This is a genomic window from Bradyrhizobium sp. 138 (assembly GCF_023074075.1).
Lineage (GTDB): Bacteria > Pseudomonadota > Alphaproteobacteria > Rhizobiales > Xanthobacteraceae > Bradyrhizobium.
The window spans coordinates 1-20928 of the sequence record NZ_JADPKT010000011.1; the positions used below are offsets into that span (position 1 = coordinate 1).

General features: G+C 60.3%; 11 protein-coding genes and 5 pseudogenes. 9 read left to right on the forward strand and 7 right to left on the reverse strand.

What is annotated here, in order from left to right:
- On the forward strand, positions 1-799 hold a 799-nt coding region (locus IVA79_RS07725; protein ID WP_247551530.1), incomplete at its 5' end, for an HAD-IC family P-type ATPase.
- Positions 799-966, forward strand: a complete 168-nt coding sequence (gene ccoS, locus IVA79_RS07730; protein ID WP_247458958.1) for a cbb3-type cytochrome oxidase assembly protein CcoS — start codon at positions 799-801, stop codon at positions 964-966. The genes IVA79_RS07725 and ccoS, both read left to right, overlap by 1 nt.
- A gap of 205 nt (positions 967-1171) precedes the next feature.
- On the opposite strand, the pseudogene IVA79_RS07735 reads toward ccoS, so the two are convergent.
- Positions 1172-1549, reverse strand: a pseudogene (locus IVA79_RS07735) (helix-turn-helix domain-containing protein); the annotation flags it as partial.
- A gap of 2112 nt (positions 1550-3661) precedes the next feature.
- On the opposite strand from IVA79_RS07735, the pseudogene IVA79_RS07740 reads away from it, so the two are divergent.
- The 3 pseudogenes from IVA79_RS07740 to IVA79_RS07750 form a co-directional block, all read left to right on the forward strand.
- A pseudogene (locus IVA79_RS07740) lies at positions 3662-3865 on the forward strand (plasmid stabilization protein); the annotation flags it as partial.
- A pseudogene (locus tag IVA79_RS07745) lies at positions 3862-4025 on the forward strand (PIN domain-containing protein); the annotation flags it as partial. The pseudogenes IVA79_RS07740 and IVA79_RS07745, both read left to right, overlap by 4 nt.
- A gap of 144 nt (positions 4026-4169) precedes the next feature.
- Positions 4170-4984, forward strand: a pseudogene (locus IVA79_RS07750) (IS5 family transposase).
- Between the two features lie 305 nt (positions 4985-5289).
- Here the strand turns inward: IVA79_RS07750 and IVA79_RS07755 are convergent.
- The 4 genes from IVA79_RS07755 to IVA79_RS07770 all read right to left on the reverse strand — a co-directional run bounded on the left by IVA79_RS07755 (position 5290) and on the right by IVA79_RS07770 (position 10668).
- A complete protein-coding gene (locus IVA79_RS07755; protein WP_247551532.1) occupies positions 5290-6867 on the reverse strand; it encodes a Fic family protein in 1578 nt (525 codons plus the stop codon).
- Positions 6868-8279: 1412 nt separating this feature from the next.
- Entirely contained in the window at positions 8280-8858 is a 579-nt protein-coding gene (locus IVA79_RS07760; protein ID WP_247302508.1) for an aminodeoxychorismate/anthranilate synthase component II, read from the reverse strand.
- Positions 8855-10249 (reverse strand): aminodeoxychorismate synthase component I, encoded by a 1395-nt coding sequence (gene pabB, locus IVA79_RS07765; RefSeq protein WP_247551534.1) that lies wholly within the window; start codon positions 10247-10249, stop codon positions 8855-8857. Before pabB ends, IVA79_RS07760 begins: the two co-directional genes overlap by 4 nt.
- 92 nt (positions 10250-10341) lie before the next feature.
- The gene (locus IVA79_RS07770) at positions 10342-10668 is read right to left on the reverse strand and encodes a Dabb family protein (protein ID WP_247551541.1); all 327 of its coding nucleotides are present in this window, start codon (positions 10666-10668) and stop codon (positions 10342-10344) included.
- Positions 10669-11784: 1116 nt separating this feature from the next.
- Here IVA79_RS07770 and IVA79_RS07775 point away from each other — a divergent pair.
- The 4 genes from IVA79_RS07775 to IVA79_RS07790 all read left to right on the forward strand — a co-directional run bounded on the left by IVA79_RS07775 (position 11785) and on the right by IVA79_RS07790 (position 18285).
- Positions 11785-12956, forward strand: a protein-coding gene (locus IVA79_RS07775; protein ID WP_247551537.1) for an IS3 family transposase whose coding sequence is annotated in 2 segments (ribosomal slippage) — positions 11785-12076 and positions 12076-12956 — 1173 coding nt in all. Because the reading frame shifts where the segments join, the coding sequence is not laid out codon by codon here.
- A gap of 1335 nt (positions 12957-14291) precedes the next feature.
- Complete coding sequence (gene panB, locus IVA79_RS07780) at positions 14292-15164, forward strand: 3-methyl-2-oxobutanoate hydroxymethyltransferase (RefSeq protein ID WP_247551539.1); 873 nt, start codon at positions 14292-14294, stop codon at positions 15162-15164.
- 14 nt (positions 15165-15178) lie between these two features.
- Positions 15179-16030: a pantoate--beta-alanine ligase gene (panC, locus tag IVA79_RS07785; protein WP_247278971.1), complete on the forward strand. Its 852-nt coding sequence runs from the start codon at positions 15179-15181 to the stop codon at positions 16028-16030.
- 1118 nt (positions 16031-17148) lie between these two features.
- Positions 17149-18285: an MFS transporter gene (locus IVA79_RS07790; protein ID WP_247551543.1), complete on the forward strand. Its 1137-nt coding sequence runs from the start codon at positions 17149-17151 to the stop codon at positions 18283-18285.
- Positions 18286-18376: 91 nt separating this feature from the next.
- Here IVA79_RS07790 and IVA79_RS36770 read toward each other — a convergent pair whose 3' ends face one another.
- Positions 18377-18511, reverse strand: coding sequence for a hypothetical protein (locus tag IVA79_RS36770; protein WP_256465556.1), 135 nt, complete (start codon positions 18509-18511; stop codon positions 18377-18379).
- A 1905-nt stretch (positions 18512-20416) separates the two neighbouring features.
- Positions 20417-20626: pseudogene (locus tag IVA79_RS07795) on the reverse strand (IS21 family transposase); the annotation flags it as partial.
- Positions 20627-20928: the final 302 nt, after the last annotated feature.

Sequence of the window (20928 nt, forward strand, 5' to 3'; positions counted from 1 at the left end):
CAGCCGGCTTGCGCTCTCGAGCCATCATCCGGTCGCCGCCGCCGTCGCGCAAGCGGCCGGCGCCAGGTCTCCTGTTGTCGGTGCGGTCGAAGAGCCCGGACAGGGCGTCCGCGCGACCGTGGACGGCGTCGAGCTTCGTCTTGGCCGACCTTCTTTCTGCGGCGCGGAAGCACTGGTCGGCAGCGCCTTGGTCGATCCCGAAGCCTCCATCGTCGCTTTCAGCAAGGGCAGCGAAAGCTTCATCCTCTCGGTCCGCCAGGGCTTGCGTCCGGATGCGCAGACCGTGATCGCGGCACTGAAGGCGCGCGATATCGGCATCGAGATTCTCTCCGGTGACCGCGAGCCGGCCGTGAAGGCGGCGGCCCATGCGCTCGACATTCCCGAATGGCGCGCCGGCGTCACGCCGGCCGACAAGATCGCGCGGATCGAGGAATTGAAGCGGCGCGGCGCCAAGGTGTTGATGGTCGGCGACGGCATGAACGATGCGCCGTCGCTAGCGGCCGCTCATGTCTCGATGTCGCCGATCTCGGCCGCGCATCTCAGCCAGGCGACCGCCGATCTCATCTTCCTCGGCCGGCCGCTGGCGCCGGCCGTCGCGGCCATCGATTCCGCGCGCAAGGCGCTGCGCCTGATGCGGCAAAACCTCTGGCTCGCGATCGCTTATAATGTCCTGGCGGTGCCGATCGCGATCAGCGGCGTCGTGACGCCCCTGATCGCAGCAGCCGCGATGAGCGGCTCGTCGATCCTGGTCATGCTGAATTCGCTGCGGGGGCGTAGCGCGTCGCGGGAGATTGCGTGATGGAAATCCTGGTGATCCTAGTCCCGCTGGCGCTGGCACTCGGAGGTGCAGGCCTCGTCGCCTTCCTCTGGTCGCTTCGGAGCGGTCAGTATGACGACTTCGACGGCGCAGCGTGGCGGGCAATTGCCGACGACGAGCCGCCGCAAGAGGCCCCGGCTAAGCGGTAAAGGGTAGCCTTCCGCACGAGGTGCGGCGGACTTCCAGTGAATGGGAGAGCATCCCTGTCGTCGTTGATAGAGGGTTGACCAGGTTTGTTATGACGGCGGGTTGTGTCACTGCGTGGGGGCGTTGTTCCCAATCGAAGGCGGCGCAACTGAACGGACCGGCGGCGTGGCGGGAGTCCGACCTCCATGTCCGGCAAATGCTGGCGATGCGCAGCACGATCTGGCGCGCTCCGGAGAAGCCGAGAAGGCCTTGGGCGTGAAGCTCTGAGAGGGCTCGCGAGACCGTCTCCAGGATGAGGCCGAAATAGTCGCCGATGTCACGGCGGCACTCGGACGGCCATCAGGCCGGCGGCCGCGGTGCGGGATGTCCGTCTCGAGCAGGAAGGTCGCGACCCTCCATGGCGTTCTTGCGGCCGAGCAGCAGCATGTGGTCCTCCGCGTGCTTCAGCTCGCCGGCCGTCAGGACCCAGAGCTTGCGCGCTACCTGAATGTCTGTATTGGCCGCCTTGTCCGGGCTCGCCCGGTTTACCAGGCGCACCGTGGTCTTGAGGATCGCTTCGGCCGCGATGCGGTGGGCCCTCCCCGAAGATCTCCTTGTCCTTGCCCGCTTGCGAATTCGCTGGCCACGAGCGCCGACTGGTCGACCAGCCGCCGAACGCAGCGGATGGCGAGGGCGCGGAGCGCGTCCTGGAAGGCTGGGTGGTGTAGAATGCGGGCGGAAGCATCGGCGATCTCCTTGCTGATGGCCGGAGGATGCGAGAGACCGCGACACGGTGAAATTCGGTGTCATCTCTTAGCGGGACTTACGCACGGTAGATCTGCGGGCGAGATGCCGCTCGTTCAGGACCGGTGGCCCTCCAGGCTGCTGCCGAGCGCTTGCATCGTTGGAGCGCTGAGGCAGTAATCTTCGTAATCTCTGGTACCCACCCTGATCTCGACATCGTTGTTGCACTCAACCGTCCGGTCGCATTGGGTGCAAACCCTCTGTCGCGCAGCACTGCCGGCTTCGATCGCGAGACATCCACGTGGTACCGAGAACCTTCAGTAACCGGGGCAATTCGTCAGCCGCAAGCGTCCTTGACCACGCATCGAGGTCTGCAGGCGTGACGCGCAGGTCGGGCGCGATTTCGTGCCGCAGTAGAGTTGATGCAACTCACGGATTTCACGGCGATGCCTCAGCCAGTTACCGAAACATCCAGGGGGCGTTCAAGAATGGGATAAGTCTTCTCTGTTTTCTTCATGCCCAATACGCTCCCAATTCTGGTGTGATGCTTTCTTATTGAAGCCGGCCGGGGCCGCCGTTGCGCCAGCGCAATGTCCTTTGCGCGGACGTAGCTGGTCCGGCGCAATTGCAGTATTTCTCCCCCTGGCGTCCGGCCGTAGAGCGCATCCAACCCAAAATCTCGGCCAGCGCCGTTGCCAGACCTTACCTCGATCCCCTACAGGGAGGCCCATCCTTCCTCTTGATCGGCGACGTACGCAAGCTCCTGCCGCAACGGCCCGCTCGCCCGGCCGCCTCTCGAGGAAGCGAAAGCCGGCAGCCCTAGCACGAAAGACCTGGAAGGCCTTGTCGAATGCTTCGTCGTAGGAATCGATCCCACGACCGTGTGCATGAGTTCGTTCAGCACGTAGGCGCGAACGAGACTTCTCAACGTAGTGAGGGCGTTCTCGGCGGCTTCGCCGAACAGCCCGTAATTCGGCTAGGACGCCGATTATCAGCGTATGCAGGTTTTCACGAGCGTCGCGCCACTCGGAACAATCACGGCCGCGCTCCGGAAAGGCGCGGCGGATAGAGCCGGCCTCTCGAGCGCGTAGGAGCGTATCGCGTGAGCGACCAAGTTCAGCGCGTCTTCGACGATTTTTTACGCGAGCCTTCTGCGGCCGGCAGAAATTCCCGGTAGCCCTTGACGGCAAGGAAGCGGCGCATCTCGGCGAACGTTTCGCGCGGTCGCCTGTGCAGATATCGACTTCGTGGGCAAGTTCTTTCGCCAGCTCCCGGTCCCAGGTGCTCGAGCGCATTTCTTTCACGGAAGGGTCGCGAGAGTTTTGTGGCAGTCATCGTCCTCAACCTCCGAATGGCCATGCGTCGTGAACAGCACCACCGCGATGCCGACCACAGCACGGTCGCGGATATCGTCGCGACGGTGGACAGAACGCTCATTGCCCTGAGAGCGCCCGTTAGGCCCTCCTAGACCAATTGATAAACGCCACTGCAAAAAGGATCCTCCAATTCAAAGTAGACCAGCATTCGGGAGGTTCGTACTCCAACTGGTGGATCCAGTCCGGCCCTGAACCGCCAGGCAGAGCTCGCCATACACATAATTCGACTAGGCGTCGGGCCGCGATTATGCGAGTCTTGCAGCATTTCGAGGCGTGTCGGACCGGAGGGACCCGATGTGCAGATCGTCTCTTTCGGCGTGGTTGGAATTGGGACGGGTAAAGTCCTGGGACACTCAAAGTGGCATGCGCCAGTGAAAGTACGCTCCACAACTGGACCGTGGGTGAGCGTGTAGTCGTTTGCGAAGCGGCTGGACCGCGTCTGAGCGGCAAGCAAGGAGTCGTTCTCGGGTTCGGTGCTACGCGCAGCAGGCTTCGCGTGTTGCTCGACGGTTCCAGAGGGCCGATCACGTTGCATATCACCTTCGTGGACCCGGTCTTGCAGCACGATAGCGCTTGAAAATGGTGCTGCCACAAGGGGAAAGTCCGCGCGGCGCAGCACAATCGCAGCGCGGAAGCGGAAATGCGCGCCATTCTGGAGGCCGCCGTGCGACCCGAGGGCTGGCTGCGGCTCGGCACCGCCCTTTCGGAGATGAGCCGGAAGATCGGCCTCACCAATGCCGATGTCGAGGCACTTGAACATGGCCGCGACGCGCGTCCCGCTGAGCCGATGCGCTTCGAATGATCCTGCTCGATACCAATGTGGTCTCCGAGGCGATGAAGCCCGAACCGCATCCATCGGTCCGTGATTGGCTCGACGCCCAGGCGGCCGAGACGCTGTTTTTCTCCAGCGTACCATCGCCGAACTGTTGTTCGGCATCCGCGCGCTGCCGCGCGGGTCGAGAGAAAGAAAGCCCTTGGTCAGCACCTCGACGTTGCAGCCGAGAACGGCCTCCCCCCGTCCGTTCTGAGAGCCTGACCGAAAAAGGTGAGCGGCTTTAGCGGGCTTGTGATTCCTTCGGATTTGCAAAGATTCGAGGGAGGACACCATGCCCTGGACCAAAGCGCTCCTATCAAGTATCAGCGCAGTGGACTGCGTTACGCAAGCGATCTGACCGATGCCGAGTGGGCGCTGATCGCCCGGAAGATGCCGCCGCGACGGCGATTGGGTCGGCCGCGGGAGGTCGATCTACGCGAAATCGTGCAGGCGATCTTCTATGTCTGTCGAGCGGCTGCCAATGGCGCGCCTTGCCGAAGGGGTTCCCGCCTTACTCGACGGTGCAGGGCTATTTTTACACCTGGCGCGACACGGGGAGATGGCAGAAGATCGTCGAAGCCTTAGGCGCGCCGGAGATCAGGGCGAAAGTCCACACCGACAGCTGCCGTCATCGATAGCCAGACCGCCTCGACGACGGAGGCCGGCGGGCCACGCGGGTTCGACGCCGGCAAGCGCCTCCATGGGCGCAAGCGCCATATCGTGACCGACACCAACGGCCTCTTGCTGGCGGCATATGTTCATCCCGCCACCATCCAGGACGTCCATGGCGCCGTTCCGCTGTTGGAGGACTTGCGAAGCCGCTTCCCAAGGCTTGACCATGTCTTTGCCGATCGGATCTATCGCGGCAAACAGCTTGTCAACGCGTTCTCAGACTGCGGGCCGTGGACGATCGAGATCGTCGAGCGACCGCACGGGGTCAAAGGCTTCCAGCTCCTGCCCAGGCGCTGGGTCGTCGAACGTACCTTTGCATGGTTCGGCAGATGCCGGCGTCTCTCCAAAGACTTTGAAGGGTCTGCCGCCACCGAGCTTGCCTGGCTGCTCGTCGCCCATCTGAGGCCTCTAACCCGCCGCTTGGCCCGGCCTTGAAGACGTCGACGCTTTTTGAGTCAGGCTCTGAGGCTGACAGAGGAATGGCGTGCTGCTGCTGCTCCTGGACATCGGCATGCTGATGCCGCCGAGGATGATGATCGGGATCACGCCGACCGGGATCCGTGCTGGTCAGCTTGATCGCTGATCATCATCATGCTGGTAATCCCGATCATGATCGCGCGCGCTCCGAGGTTAGCCCACGGGCGCCGGTCACGTCGTCATCTCGCCGTGCGATGGCTCGCAACTTGCGCGCGCGATTTGGTGACACTGGCTTTTTGCCGGGCCCTCGTCCGGCGCGATCCTCAACCGAGGTCCGCCAGTGCTTGGACTTCTCCCGGAAGGCTCTGCCGGGGCGGAGGCGGTTCACGACGACAACAGTCTGCCAGGAATGCGGCGAAGGGACCGACATCACCTTGTACGCTCGCGCTCTCGAGTGCCCGCATGTATTCGTCGCGTCTGCCGACGGGAATGATTGTCCAAGGCAGTCCTCCCGATGCCATCATGACATTCATGAGGAAGCGGCCCGTTCGGCCATTGCCGTCTGGAAGAGGGTGTATGAAGGTGAATATGAAGTGTCCGAGCACAGCTCTCACGCGCGGATCCTTCTCCTCCTTCAGGCAATCAAGAAAAGCCTCCATGGCGTCAGGTACCGATTCCCAAGCGACCGGTGTGTGTCCCGAGTTCCTGATGAAAACGAACTGAGTTCGATAGCCGGCGAGGTTTTCGGGCTTGATGATGCCGGCTTGAACTGAGGGCTGAAAGAGGGCCCGGTACCAGTCGAGGTGCTCCCGATCGGCGATCTCGGCGGCGTCCTCGCCGTTGAGCACGCGGGCCACCGCGCCACGGACCAGCTGGAACGCATCCCAGTAGCCCTTCGCGGCCATTGCATCCCTTTGTTTGCGATCTCCATCGCTGCCGTTGGGATCCCATTTCCCGGTCTTGACCTTCTCGATCAGTTCCTCCGTGACCGAGTAGCCTTCGATAGAAAGCGAGTGGTACGCGTCCGAGGTGTACCGTTCGTCGATCGCGGCCAGATATCCGTCATGATCGTTGATACGCCGCGGCTCAAGCTTGAAATTTGCTAACACCTTTTCGCGCATCTCCGCCCACATGAGACGGATTCGCGTCATGATTGGTGGCGTGGCCCGGCTTGGAAGCTGCATCGGTACCGGCGCCTTGAATGGATCGGCATCTTCCCTGACATCGTGCCCGCCCGCCGTCATCGCGGTGACGATATCGTCGGCGGCCCGCGTGTTACCCAGCAGTCGGTACGCCCCGGCGATGCGCCCCGCCACGGCCGCATGTCCGCCTTCCAGGAGGACTTTTAGGATTGCACTGGCATTCCTCTGCGAACCGAGCAGGGCGATGACGTCGTTCTTCTGCGTCTGCCAGAAAGCTGGCGCGGCAGCGCAGATCGCCTGCGGCGCCGGAAAGGTCTGAACCCCGGCGGTCTCGACCGGGGTCACCGGCAGTTTGGTCGCCTTGTACAGATAGAGGGAGGTGCCATGGAGGAGGGGCTGGGTTTGGTTATTGGCGGTCGGTGCCGCGATCACGACCTGCTTCGGAACGTTAAGATTTTCTGCAAGTAGCGGGATTGAACTTTCTGCCGAGAGGACCCAGTCACCCTTGAAGCGCTCGTTGCAGTAGGCGCGGCAAAACTCCCAGAACGACGAGTACCAGGACGTGCTGTCGCCCGACCGCTCCTCGGGTCGCGTCATCAGCCATCCTTTGATGATCTCCTTCAGGAAGCCGGCCTCCACCAGCCGTTCGCGGTGGGTGCGCGAAAGTTCGTCGCTCCGGAAGATTCGTCGCTTTCCGCCGTTGCTGAGGGTCTTCAGCTCAGTGAGGGACTGGGCGAGTTTTTCGTGGAGGGAGGGCATGTTCCAGCTCGCGAGGTTCCGATAGTTTGATGGCGTGCGAATACAATAGTATAATGCTGTTCAATTTCAATAGTCTTATGCTGATCGTTCTCAATAAAAATCCGTTGCGTAAGTACAATAATTTATTGCAACGGCACATTTAGACGAGAAGCCGAGCCGACCGCGCTTGCCGGTGGAAGGCCGACGATAGGCGTTTGTCCGGCTGAGAATGTGGCCGCCGATCGGCAAGGAACCCGGTTATGCCTACGCTTGCCGAGGGCCTCCCAAATATGACCTGGATCGAGCTCTCCCACAGCTTTCATCGACGAGTCGTTTGCCGAAAATCCGACCAAATTTCTTGATGCCTGGAGGACCCAATTTCGCTACCTAAATACCTCAAAGTAATAAAATTTGGCCCGCAGTCGGCGCCAAACCGGCTGGAAAAGGGGTCTAAGAAAGTCGAGGAGGCCAAAATTTGGCCTAAAACGGCATGAAAACGGGTTAAAACCCCCGATTTCCTCAACCTCGAACGCGGTGGCTTCGCCGGCCGGCATTCCCGCTTCAAATCGAAACGAGGCGCTAGGAAGACAGACTTCCACTCGGTAAACGAGTCTGAAATTGACGGGCACGGCCAAACTGACAGGGAGAGGCCGTCGGGAAGATCGGGGATGAAGGAGTCCTTATAAGGGGGCTCGGACCGGCCCAACCGTCCGTCTGCACGCTGCCCGAAAGGCGGCCGGCTTCAAGTCCAGCCGGGAGGCCGCGGTCAGGTTTGGGTGGCACCAAGGCACCTATCGCGCCCACGAAATCGCGGCTCGCTATTTCAATGCTGAAACTGGCCGCATCTACGCAGATGCATTCGGCGTGGCGCGATCATGGCTGATGGACGGCCGCGGACCCCGTTGATCGACCCAGCTCGCGCGGCTAGGTTTGAATCCGCAAATCCGCCGCAATCCTAGGATGCGCCGGGTGCCGGGACCCATAGCGGCGTCGGCAAGCGGACGGTCACTCTTAAGGATCTCGGCCGGACGTAAATGTCGCGGTGCGGCGCCAGCGCGCCAGCGAGCCGCCATGCCGAATGAGCTCGGCGAGCAGGGTCGGCCTTGCTCCAGCGTCCGTCGTGCGCGCCCTTGATCCGTGCACGGACGACCTCCCGCAGGTCACGCAGGCAGTCGCCGTGTTTGGATTGCGGAACGTGACCGTGGTTCGACAGGAGAGCAGCCAGCCGGACGGCGAGCGGCTGCTCGGTAATGCCCGTCCGGCGGTGAGTGACTTTCCCGTCCCAGGAGGCCCCGCTGGTCTTGGACGGTCGCGCCTGGGGGTGGTGAGCCATGGTCGCGCCTGGAACGCAACCAGAACAAAATCGAGGCCCATCGGGCCGGATCCAGACGGCCGCCGCTACGCTATGGCTGCACCAGTCCTCTACGGCCGCCTTAAGAAAGCTCTGCAAGCCGTAGGAAGTTTGCGAACAGTACGTCCCCTTGTGGGGTGAGTATCGATTCCGGATGGAACTGCACGCCATATGTTGGTTGATCGCGATGGGCGAGGGCCATGAGCTCCCCATCATCCGAGAGTGCTGTCACCGTGAGGTGACGGGCCGATGACGGATCCAGTTCGACGATAAGCGAATGGTAGCGCCCCACACAAAGTGGAGACGGTAGTTCTTTGAACAGCCCGCCGCCTTCATGTGTGACATACGAGGGCCGACCGTGCATAGGACGACGTGCGCGCGTTACGCGTGCGCCGAACACCGTCCCAATGCACTGGTGTCCAAGACAAATGCCGAGAATTGGCACCTGACCCGAAAGTTCACGAACGACGGCTGTCGATATTCCAGCCTCAATTGGAGTGCACGGACCGGGGGAGATGACAACCGCGCGGGGCCTGAGGTCAGCAAGTTCGCTCACATCCATCGCGTCGTTCCGGACGACACATGTTGCTGCACCAAGCTTGCGGAAATATCGCGCAATGTTGAAGACGAAAGAGTCGTAGTTGTCGACAATGACAATCAAGATGCACCGGAGTCTTCAGCAATGAATGCGCGAAAAATGCGCTCTGCTTTTGCAAGGCTCTCCTCATATTCGGCGGCCGGATCGGACATTGCCGTTATCCCGGCACCTGCATGAAAGAGGGCCTGGCCGTCGTCGATCGTTACGGTGCGAATGGCAATATTTACATCCATATGTCCATTGAAACCTATGTAGCCTATGGCCCCGCAATACACCTCTCGCGCCACACGCTCGATATCCAGGATAATTTCCATCGAGCGTACCTTGGGAGCTCCGGTAACTGAGCCGCCGGGAAAGCAGGCCCTAAGTAGGCCCACGGCATCCTCTCCGTGTGTTAGCTCACCCGTAACGACGGACACGAGATGGTGCACCGAGGCATAGGACTCGAGATTGCATAAGGACGGGACGTGGACTGATCCAGGCGTGCAAACGCGCGAGAGATCATTGCGCAGGAGGTCGACGATCATGGTGTTCTCGGCGCGGTCTTTCTCCGAATCTACCAGCGTCTCAGCGCGACGCCGGTCTTCCTCGCAATCAGCAGAACGCGCCACCGTCCCCTTGATAGGTCGCGTTTCGACCTGTCGCCCGTCGAGCTTTAGGAAACGCTCGGGCGAGCTCGATGCAATGGTGAGCTTGCCATACCGAAGAAGAGCGGCAAAGGGAGCCGGATTCATTTTCCTCAGCTGACAATAGAAGGCTATCGGATCGAACGAGTTCGCCAGGCGAGCGCTGAAGCGCTGCGCAATGTTGACCTGGAAGGCGTCACCCGACAGAATGAGATCAATCACGCGTTGTACCGCCGCGATGTATCCCTGGCGACTGAAGTTTGAATGCCATGAGCCGGCCTGGCCTGGTGTAAAATCAGGAGGGGGGGCTGAGACTGTAACCAGCGCAACAAACTCTTCGGCTCTTCGGCGAGCTCTCTCACGCCGGCGAACCGGATCCTGCTCCGGCCACCCGGTAGAAAGGACCCAGCATCTATCATGGCGGTGATCGAAGCTTATCACGACGTCGTAAAGATGTAGGAGGGCCTGAGGCAAGCGATGCCCCCCGATGCTCGGCACCGGCAATCGCTCCAGCGTCCTGTTCAGCTCGTATCCAAAAAAGCCGGCGGCGCCGCCCTGGAATGCCGGGAGATCGGCGCGATGCATTTGCGGATAGTTGGCTAGCATAGCGCGAAGTGCCGCCCATGGATCGCCCACAATGGACTCTCCGTTGCAAATACCTCTCCCGTCCGCGATTATATAAGTGCTGAAGGGATCGCACGTCACATACGAGTACTGCCCGAGCACCGCGTGTCTCGATGCGCTATCCAGGAACGTGAGGTGCCTCCGATGCGAGAGGCGTCGCATGGCTGTGACGGGCTCAATCCACTGCAGTTCCAATACATGCATTAGTCTGTCGCTCAGCGATACATGGCTGATTGTAATCCCGCCCGGGGAAGGCGAGCCTCACGGGCACCCAAAAACCTTACGTGCCTGCCAGGTTAATTACGCCCGCGGGTAGGGCCTGCCATCTCCGCATCTGTTGACATGCTGTAATCGGCCGCGAGACGTAGCTCTCGGAGCGGTCTGACCTGCCGGATCGACTCCTGATAAAGCTCGTGCGCTTTATAGGCTTCGAGTTCGACTTCGTCGTCGAATTCACCGTAGACGATCACGTCAATTTCGTTGCCGAGCCGGTCACTCTTGCGGTTGCGAGCGACCTCAAGCCGGCGTGCGTGCGGGATCTTGGCGAGAACGGAAAGGCCGTCGACTATTTTGTCGACATGCGCCTTATCTTTTGCGGTGAAGAATACGATGTGTCGAATCATAGATGACCGTCGGTAATCGCGAACATTGCGGTTTGACTTCGCCGAAAGCGACAGAAGCCTCATCGCAAAGTCTGCAAGGCTCGGGCAGCCGCTCAGATGCCACTGCACGGCAGGCTCCCTGCACGATTGCGCTGGCGGGGTTTAGCTCGATTCTTCCTCCGCTATTACGCAAGGTAGACAATCTCTGAGACGAATTTCTGCATCGAAGTAAGGAACCGCACAACTTTCAGTAGATGCTTCCGTCGACGGTCCTTAGCTTCGCGCGGATCTCGTGCATGAAACGGTCTCACTTGCAGGATCGCCGCATAAGAACTGCGGCAAAATGCGCTCTTTCGTTGAATACAGGCTGAGTCATAAAACAGAAGGGGGAAGGCCGGCGCCAGCCGCTGGGTTGACATCGACACGTGACTTCAAGGTTGAATCCGCTCTTCGGCTGATCACCGCAGAGAGATCGATCGTGAAACTCTTTCATCGCGGAACGTGGCGATAGTCTCAGCCATACATGGCGCCTGAGAGGAGCTTACGTTTCGGCGCTGCTCGTCGCGAACAACGAAGAAAGGTAGTACCTGGTGCACATGCTTGCCCGGAGGCGCTTTCAGCGCGCAGCTGCATCGCACCGGAAGGCTGCGCTCCCTTGCGGAAAGTCGCTGAAATGCTGCTCCGCCTTCGCCGAAGTTTTGGCAAAATGGCCGCCCTAGGTGCCGCGGTTCTGATCGAGCACTCTTAGACTGCCTTCACTTGAACCGCGTCGCTTGCGTGCGCGTGAAAGCCCAACGCGCTAGTACTTCGGTGGATGCGATCGCCCAGGGAAGCGCGGCTGCCAGTGCTTGATCAACATCAATAGATGTAATTCGATGGCTATCCTTAAGCAAAGCCTAGCGGAGGCAAGTCATGCGCAATCTGCTGTTTGTCGCTGCTAGCACTTCCCACGCTAGTTGGCTTTGTCTCGCCTTCGAGTGTACGCCCTACGACCCGCTTGGCAGGACGCTTATTGTCTGCAAAGACCGTATCTGGGGGTATCCTGGCAACTGCCAGTTCTCGTCATTTTGTCAGTGCATGAACCTCCTCCGAATGAGTGGACACCTGTAGTAAGCTCTAAGAGCCCGGAGGTGTCGAATGGAAGTGCGTCAACGTCGGTCATTCACTGAGGACTACAAGCGCCAGGCCGTTGAGCTGGTGGTGTCGAGCGGTCGCTCCGTGATGTCTGTGGCCAAGGAACTCGGTCTGCGCGACTCGGTGCTGCGACGCTGGGTCGATAAGCTCCGGCAGGAGCCGGCATCGGCGGCGTGGCGCCCCACCACGCAGACGACGCCGATGTCGGCGGACCAGGCTTCGGAGATCGCCCGGCTGCGCCAGGAGAACGAACGGCTGCGTATGGAGCGCGACATTTTAAAAAAGTCGATCGCGATCTTTGCCGGAACCCGGACATGAGCTTCCGCTTCATCGAAGATCACCGCGAGGCTTATCCGGTGCGGCTGATGTGCGCCGTGCTCGAGGTCTCGCCGGCCGGCTATTACGCTTGGCGCGAGCGCCCGGTGAGCGCCCGCGCAACCTCCACTGCCATGCTGCTGGCCGAGATCCGGCAGGTCCATCGTGACAGCGGCCAGCGCTATGGCAGTCCTCGGGTCCACGCCGCCCTGCGGACGCAGGGACGTGGGGCCAGCCGCGGCCGGATCGAACGGCTGATGCGACGGCATGGCATCCGGGCGATCATGGCGCCGCCACGTCGGGTCCGCACCACCGACAGTCGCCATAATCTGCCGATCGCGCCGAACCTGATCGCGCGCGACTTCACCGCCGCAGCCCCCAACCGGGTCTGGCTTGCCGACATCACCTACATTCCGACCGCGGAGGGCTGGCTGTACCTGGCCGCCGTCATGGACCTCTTCAGCCGCAAGATCGTCGGTTGGGCGATGCGCGACCACATGCGGGTCGAACTCGTCTCCTCCGCGCTATCAATGGCGCTCCGCCAGCAGCGACCCGGCGCCGGACTAATCCATCATTCCGATCGCGGCGTGCAGTATGCCTCACACGACTATCGGGCGGTCCTTGCAGCCGCGGGCCTGACCGCATCCATGAGCCGCAAAGCCGACTGCTACGACAACGCCCCGATGGAGAGCTTCTTCCACACCCTCAAGACCGAGCTCGTTCATCATCGTCAGTACCAGACCCGTGCCCAGGCGCAGCGTGATGTCTTCGCCTTCATCGAGGGCTTCTACAATCGAACAAGGCTCCATTCCGCCATCGGATACATCCCTCCGATCGAGATGGAGCTAAAAGCCGCTTAAACCCGTCCACTTTTTCGGGGGAAGATCAGCATGGCCACTGCATCGGGCACGGACGCCTAGCGGTATCGACCTGACCTACGCATTAGCGCGGCGGCTAGAACGATCGCGCTGACAACCAGTACAAGACGCCACGAAAAGACGCACCAGGGGAATGCGGGGTGTTGTTACGAAAAATCGTGTCTTCGACGAATAGTAGTGGTCTTCGAACGTGTGTAGCAGAAGCTGCTGCCCCCGCAATGGCGGCCGCCGTTAGGTTGCGACCGCACTACTGCGCCTTAATCCCGCTTAGCCCTTTTTGCATCGCATGACTTGGCTGGCCGTGTCAAACCGTCGACTCTTCGATGGCCTGACGCTTGGGCTGCCTTGGCTGCTGCGAATTGAACAGCAAGCGGACGGCAAGCGCACCGGCGCCTCAGGTCAGCGACGCCTCTAAGCGGCTCGACTGACAAGTCTGTACGCCCGGGTTATCCACACGCCATCGAATTAGCGGCGGCAGACGCGCTTCACGGTCTGCTGCGCTGGAAAGCACTCCCATGCTTGCATTTGACGAAGGCGGGGCGGTCACTCCGAGCTCGTTTAAAGAATTTCATCGCGGAATTACGCCAAACGCAATTTTCGGCCGACAGGCAGGGGGTTCATCGAACCAACCGATCGCGATATGCCGCTACAACAGAGGGTGAGCGCGAGGCCTGTTTCGGGAGCTGGAAAATGCCAAGTATCCTGGAGAAGGGATTGAAGCAGGGCATGGTACGCAATTTCTATCAGCTCCGTATGGGGAAGTATGCCGGAGCGTTGATTCAGCGCAGCAGGTGTGAGCGGCAACAGATCCTCTGGCTGCAGTTGAACTTGACGAGGCTCGGAAACGAACTTGCTCCGGTAGAGTATTGCCTCCGTGGCAAAGCCAGCCAGTCCGACACGCAGGAGATGCGGTTAAGACAATGCCGCACGCAAATTGCGTCAGAATGATCCCATCGGCGCGTCCTGAGGCCCAGCGTGACGCAAGGCGCTTCCAAATGACAATTTCAATCTGGGGAGTTCTTGCTTAATGGTCGCGCGACCATTGGATTTTTTATGCACGCGCCTGCTACTTTGGAGACGTATGTTTCCGTTTCACGGTTGACAGTTTTCATTCGTCCGCCATAGAAAAAGGGTGGTCCCCCGGGCTCAACGGCTTCGGTCGCAAGAATCGGATTACCGTTCGGCTAGCATATTCGGTGACGCGGGGACTTCGGGAGGGCGGTGGCTTCAATATCGTAGGCGACACAGGTGAGATCAAATCAGTATCGCTTCGAGCTGCGAAATCGACCTGAGGCCATCTGACGGAACGGATCGAAAATGAGCCACGCTTCGGAAGTGTCAGTTGAGCGGATCACGATTCCAATCCTGCAGCGATGGAAGCAGGAGCGGCGGCGTGTCGCCATGACCACCGCCTACGATGCGGTTACGGCAGGCATCGCTGACCCCATCGTCGACATCATTCTTGTCGGCGACAGTGTTGGCAATGTCTGCCTCGGTTTCGACAACACGTTGCCAGTCAGCATGGCGATGATGAACCATCATCTCGAAGCTGTTGCGCGCACAAGGCCCCGTGCCCTGCTCGTGGCCGATATGCCGTTTCTTAGCTTTCACCTCAGTCCGGAGGAGACGATACGCAACGCCGGAGGATTCCTGCAGCGAGGCGCAGATGCAGTGAAACTCGAGGGCGGAGCCAAGCGCGTGGAAATCGTGCGTGCCCTGGTCGATTGCGAAATTCCCGTCATGGGCCATCTCGGCCTCACCCCGCAGAGCGTCAATATCATGGGGGGATTCAAGGTGCAGGGCCGGAAAGCCGATGACGCTTTGCGGCTGCTTGATGACGCTTACCGTCTGCAGGAGGCCGGATGCTTCGCGTTGGTGCTTGAAGGTATTCCGGCCGAGCTAGCCCAGCGAGCGACCGAATCGCTGTCGATACCAACTATTGGAATCGGCGCGGGTCCCGGGTGCTCGGGCCAAGTGCTCGTATTCCATGACGTGCTGGGGCTGACCGAAGGTCATCGGCCTAAATTTGTTCGCGCCTATGCAGATGGTTTTCAGCTGTTGCAGGACGCGCTGTCGCGCTGGGCTACCGATGTCCGCAGTGGAGCGTTCCCGGCGCCCCAAGAGTCCTATCGGCTTCCTGAAAGCCTGGGTAACATCATCGCAAACTGGGCTCCTCCCAACCCAACCTGATGTAAGGTGCTACGATGCAGACGATTACGACGGTCGCTGAGCTTCGTCGTGAGCTCGCGAAGGCTTGCAGCGCGGGCAAACGCGTCGGGCTCGTGCCGACAATGGGCTATTTGCACGATGGCCATCTGGCGCTGGTCAAGGCGAGCCGAGCGCAATGCGACGTCACCGTCGTTAGCATCTTCGTCAATCCGACTCAGTTCGGACCAAACGAGGATCTCAGCAGCTATCCTCGCGATTTCCTGCGCGATGAAAAACTGTGCCGCGATGCCGGTGTTGCGATTGTCTTCGCGCCGGGTGCACAGGAAGTCTACCCGGCTCAATTCGAGACCTTCGTCGAACCGGGCGAATTGGCTAAGCCACTATGCGGGGCTTTCAGGCGTGGGCATTTTCGCGGCGTCGCAACCGTCGTATGCAAGCTGTTCAACATGGTGCATCCGGACGTCGTGTTTTTCGGGCAAAAGGATTTTCAGCAATGCGCGGTCGTGCGTCGCATGGCAACTGATCTTAATCTTCCCATCGAGATCGTCACCGTGCCAACCGTTCGGGAACCGGACGGGCTCGCCATGAGCAGTCGCAATCGGTATCTCAGCGAGGAAGAACGTCGACGAGCCGTCGCCATCAGTCGTGGGCTGTTCGCCGCGGCGGATGAGTTCCGCTCAGGAGTGCGCGAGGTGGACAAGCTGATTGCGATCGCCGAGCGGCATCTTGAGACAGTTGATCGGCTGCAATACCTTGAACTTGTCGATGGTGATACGCTCAAGCGCGCCGCGAGTCCGCTGCGGCTTCCGGCGGCGCTCTGTGCCGCAGCCTACGTCGGTTCGACCCGGCTGATCGACAACGTACTGCTCGCGTTGCCAACTCTGTAGCGCAATTCAGAACCAAATCGATAAACTGTTTTCTTTTTATCCGTTTCGCCCGCGTCGTCGGTGTCTGGGAGTTCCGACGCAGCCGCCCCTCGCGCTTCGCCGCGGCAAGATTTGTCGGCGGGGTAGGGCGAAGTGGTCGAACTAATGCGCACGTAGCCCGCGTCGACCAGGGCTTCCGCAATCAATTCCGACTGAAAATGACGCACGACTTCTGGGGCAGGGCGTATTCGCCGATCTTACACTGCTGCTTCTTGAAGGAGGGAATATGCGCGTAACCGAACACCGGACAGGCGATCCGGACGGAGTTCGATGCATTTGGCGACCGTGTCTAGCACTACAGTCACAATTTTCGGGGTGGTTCTGACTCTATGGGCGACCATGATTCGGCATTAGATGATTGGTGGAGCGTCGGCCGAAGATACGCGACGCCGTGGCTTCTTTGTTGGAGTCGTCAATGGCGAGCCGTGACGGGGGCGTTGACAAAGACCATGAGTCTACCAGGCACATAAGCTGCGTGCCTTCCATGATCAAAGTGTTTATGTCGGCGTCTACACCGCGCTGTCGGTTGCCACAACGTTTGGCAGGCTACGCAAGCCCAGAGTAACCGGGTTGCACTCGCCTCGCATTGAGACCGATTGCGATCGGCAGATGGAATTTCATCTTGTTGTCAGCTTTGCGACTGAGCCATATTGATTTGTCGCGGATATGACTACGGGAGGCGAGGCCGCGTTGGCGCGCTGAGGGCGCCACGGCGCAGTCTCGAGGCGCACTCGGGTGATTCGTGCTCCTTGCGCTCATCAATCAGCAAGTAACAAGCTTGTTGAGAGCCCCCAACGCTGCATGCCTAGCCGGCACAGTTGCCCGATCGTATCGAGTTCGGATCGAGACGTCAGGTGCGTTTTCGCGGTGGCATCGTATTTGCAATCAAAGATGTCGTCGCGGATCGAACTAGAAGAGTGACGATCGACGCGATCCGATATCACGCGCTGAACGTCCGGCATGGCGGATTGCGCCAACAAACGATGTCCTCTCGACGGCCAAACCTGCGCACTCTCTGTCGCTCGGGAGTCCGCCGCTGGTACAGCGCCCGCGGGTCGTCTATCAATAAGGTCCCTGTCATGGCGTCTGCTGGTCAACCATCCTCTCGGTTAGCAACGCGTCTTGCATTCTTCGTTCCCGGGGTCGGCTTCGGGGCCTGGGCCCCGCTCGTACCATTTGCAAAAGACCGGCTGGCGGTCGATGACGGCGTGCTGGGCCTACTACTGCTCTGCCTGGGTGCTGGATCCATCATCGCGATGCTTCTGACCGGTGTTTTGAGCGCCCGCTACGGCGTCAGGCTGATCATTCTTGTGGGTGGGCTTAGTCTCGCGATCGTCCTGCCGTGCCTCACGATAGCTAGCAAGTTGGCGCTCGGCGTCGCGCTATTCGCCTTAGGCGCCTCGATAGGCTCGATTAGCGTGGCCGCGAACATTCATGCGATCGAGGTGGAGCGCACGGCGGAGTGCCCGCTGATGTCCAGCTTCCACGCTCAATTCAGCATCGGGGGACTTGTGGGGTCTGCAGCCATGACCGCTTTTCTCTCGCTGCAGATTGATGCATTTGTTTCGACTGTGGTCTGCTCGGGATTGATAGTGATAGCGATCATGCTGGCGTGGCCGCGATTGGTGCCAACGGCGCAGGCGGACCAGGGGCCGTCGTTCGTTCTGCCGCGTTCCATCATGCTCCTTCTAGCCGCGATTGCGGCGATCGCCTTCCTTATCGAAGGCGCGATGCTCGATTGGGCTGCCTTGTTGGTCGTCGGCGCTGGTCTTGCTCCAAAGACTCAGGGCGGCTTAGCGTATGTACTGTTCTCCATAGCCATGACGGTGGGACGCCTTGCTGGCGACGCTGTCGTCGAACGCGCAGGGGACCGCGCGACACTTATGTTCGGAAGTCTACTGGCCTTGGCCGGTTTCGGAGCTCTGCTGGCCGCACCGGTAGCCGTCATCGCCATGGCCGGCTTGCTGCTCATTGGTCTTGGCCTATCGAATGTCGCCCCGATTCTGTTCCGGCGCGCCGGCACGCAGGAGGCGATGCCCGTTGGTCCGGCGATTGCCGCGATCATGACGGTTGGCTATGCCGGAATTCTCATTGGACCGGCTGGTATGGGGTTACTGGCCAAGTACGTGGGACTGCCGGCCGCATTTGGGGTCCTAGCCGGGCTCATGTGCCTCGTCGTGCTCTTGGCGCCCATCGTGACGGCGAACACACGGTGAATGCGCTTGAAACGTGACAGAGCGGCACCTGGTGCGCAAGAGAAGCTTCGATCGTGGCTTGTCTCTGATCGAGCAGACGGCAATGACTTGGCTAGCTGATATCTGCCTGACGCCAATGATCGGCTACTTTTTGCTGGTCCCAAAGCGGTGCGCTTCTCCGGAAGCGCTTCAGGCCCGGCGATTGGTGGTCCGCGCTCTTCCAGTTTGCCGAGTCGGTGAACGCCATGACGCCCTCGTCACCTATGCTGTAAACCCAGATGACGTCGCCCTCCGGGTCCATTTCCGTTGGCCACATCCCAGAGCCAGTCCTCGTCCTCGCCAAGGTCCTTTGCGACGCGACCGATGGTGAAGACGGAATGAACTTTGTTGACGTGCATGGCTACGCCGCCTGAGCGGAGGACCGTCGACGCGAAGAGACGTCCAATTCCACGGCAGCAACTCGTGTAGGCAGCTCTGTGGCTCTCCGCCATGCACGCGAAGGTCTGCGACAGATGAGAAACCACGAGATCGGCCTTAGTAGCGATATCGCTTGGAAGAGTCTCGAAGTCGGCACCTCAATGATGGCCAGAACCAGGTTAGCTACTGAGCGAGCAGTGATGCGCTACAGACGCGTACACGATGTGGAGATGAGTTGCAGTTCTTAGTCCGTACGCTTTCTCATGGCCATGGTTGGGTCACTTCGTTCCCTTAGAATGGTGCCGCGCTTATTGCAAACCCTGCAGATGAACCGCTCCTCGCAAGGCGGACGTGTGTCTGGCCACTAGTCGAGGCTAGACCGTGACGAGGTACGCCGGACATTGGCGGCGACGATTGTCGGGTTTGAGATCAATTTCGACCACCGACGCTCCCCGCATTTATCACGAAGCGCCTGCACCCCTTGGTTTTCAGAGTTGGTACGCGGCCTGGTCCGTTCGGGGCAACATTATGGCACGAGAATCAGGATGAGAGCGCGTATTGCCTCACAAAGGAGTGTTCCCGAAGACGCGATCGTTGCCTCATCTATTTTGCTCCCGAGAAGACGGACGGTCGGTACGGGGGAGGCCGGTCGTGGAGCTGGCCGGGGTTGCGCAACGACAGGCTTCCCCTGTACCGGAAGCGGGCGCTGTCACGGCACAACCGCTGCCTCGTCGAACCGCTCCAGAGATCTACCTTCATGCCTACGATGGGTCGCTTGTTGCGCTTGCTGTTCGGCCAATCATTGCTTCCCATCCCAGGCTTCTATACCTGAGTGAATGCGCGCTTTCGGCTGTTCGCAAGCTCGAGTTTTCAACCCGATTGCGCAAAGCGGATGTTCACCGAGCAGGCGTTGATGCCTAAGGGACTTGGAAACACCGGTATCTGGTATCTCGCAGCCCATGGGCAGGTTTGTGCGGTGGCCTTAACCTTCCTGATGGAGCTCATCAGGATGCACAGGGAAGATCCCGAACACCTCAGGCGGTGGAATCGGTGATCCACTGTCGCCGATGGTGAGCGGCGATTTCAGGCGATCGTGAGCAGCTGTTTCGCGCGATGCCGGCGCAGTGCTCGTGCAAGCGGGTTGCAGGCCGCGCGCCTGTCCGACACGACGATCGGCGCGATTGCCAAGTTCTTCCTGGATTGCGCGAATCTCGGAAGAGCGCGACCGGATTGGGCGAGCGATACTGATCGCGTAGCCGCCGCTTTACGGCCGCGGTCAGCTTGGATGCGCCCGCGCGCGCTGATAGGGTGTCAAAGGAGCATGATAACGCTTGATCACCTTGGCCCCTTCTCGGCGCTTCTCTTTGAGCTTGAACGACGGCTGAAAGAAATTGACGTAGAGTTGCCGCCGAATAGAGGCGGCCCATCACGTGCGTCGTGTCGAGGCCATCGAACGGCCGCAGCCCATCAAGCGACGCACAATGGCACCATTCTTCTGCTGAACGAACGCCTGACCGTTCTTCTTGTAGGCACGCGAGCGCGTCCCCCCGAGCTTCGGCTGGCGCACCGCGGCGCGACGACCTCGTTCATGAACGTGCTGTCGTTGTCGAAGTCCACACCGCGTACAAGCCAGCGGATGTCGGAAGCGTTGTCGCCAATCGTAAATTTGCCAGCGCGTCGCTCCGTGCTTGCGCGCTACCTCCGTCACCTGAGCGCCGGACAGCAGACTTTCGCCCGCTGGAAAAAGCAGCAGTTCAAGGCTCTCGTCGTCCAGGCCCTCCGGCAGCGGCCAGATCAGCCCCGCAAGGCGGCCGCGACGCACATAACCGTGTACGACCCCATTGCTCACTCCCAACGTCCGCGCGATGACGCGCTCGGTCAGGCCCTGGTGCCTCAAACGTAGAACTTCTCGGATCCGGCGCATCGACAATCTCTCGGTAGGAATCAGGCTTCCTCATTGGTTGAATGAGAATCCGTAGCCCGGTTGAGTTTTCGGTCGAAGCGTCCGGCACCGCCAAACGTTGCTCACGATGCCTGAAATCGCTGCTCACGATCCTCTGAAATCGTTGCTCACGATGCGCTGAAATCCGTGCTCACGATCCCGCGAACGCGCAATCCACTGTCCGCAGCTTATCTCGGATGGATACACTTCAACCAGCTGCACGCGCTATTCAGTTGAAGCCGACATCACCCACTTAGCCGGTTTTGCAGTGCCTGCCGATCGACGACGAGGTAGAGGAGGCTCAG